Source organism: Luteimonas sp. RIT-PG2_3, from assembly GCF_054902115.1.
On the sequence record NZ_JBUBPF010000027.1, the window covers coordinates 1 to 824 of the forward strand.

Consider the following 824-nt stretch of genomic DNA (forward strand, 5'->3'; position numbering starts at 1 on the left):
CTCTCTAGAAAGTGTGATCGGCAAGGCCTAACGCCTGAATTAAGCCGTGCCGCGAAGCGGCATCGGCTTGAATGAATTGTTAGGCCCCGTGCGAGGCCTGCTGAAGTGAAGTGTCCCAAAGCGCGAGGCTCTCTGTCTCAGGTGAGCGAAGCGGCAGCAGTGGCGCCGGGTCTATGCACCAGCGCCGAAACAGCACTAGCAATTGCTGCACTGTTTCTGGGCTGACCGGAGCTGAAAGAGCGACCTCAAGGTCAGTGCCGACGCCGCGGACTCCTTGGCACTCGGGTAGCGCATGCAGCCAGCCGAAGAAATGATCTTCGTCTGCTCTTGCAAAGAATGTTGGACAGCCAAATATGATTTTCACGGGGCCTAATGCCTGAATTAAGCCGAGCCGCGAAGCGGCATCGGCTTGGATGAATTGTTAGCCCGCTTATCGATGAAGTTGAGAATTTTGCACATGCGGCTGAATGCCGTAGAAGCGGAAGTGCTCGACCACGCGATCGCCAAGCTCATCGTAGAGATCATCCTCCAGGCATGGAAAGTCGTAGTCTCGTAGCCGGCCCAAGGTTGACCTCGTCTGAGCGACCGTATCCTGGGAATAGACGGATACATCGGTCAGGTGCTGCTCTAGGTAGCTAATCAGAAGATCAAAACCATCGTCCCAATTGCAGTTCCCGTTGCGGATAGCCTCATCGCGCAGCTTTTCCACTGCCCTGAGCAGCTCGCCTTGCACAGTCTCCGCTTGGCCGCGCTTTGGAACATACATCTGCCAGATTTGCTTTGCTTCTTCGAAGAAGTGCATGCGTGCTCCAAAGCGGGCTAAC

The 824-nt window shown here is 55.5% G+C and carries 1 protein-coding gene; it reads right to left on the reverse strand.

Translation table 11 applies throughout. The features are described 5' to 3' along the window. Positions 1 to 430: 430 nt before the first annotated feature. Positions 431 to 824 (reverse strand): hypothetical protein (locus ACYX7E_RS18880; protein ID WP_462082159.1); only part of this gene is annotated, 394 nt, incomplete at its 5' end.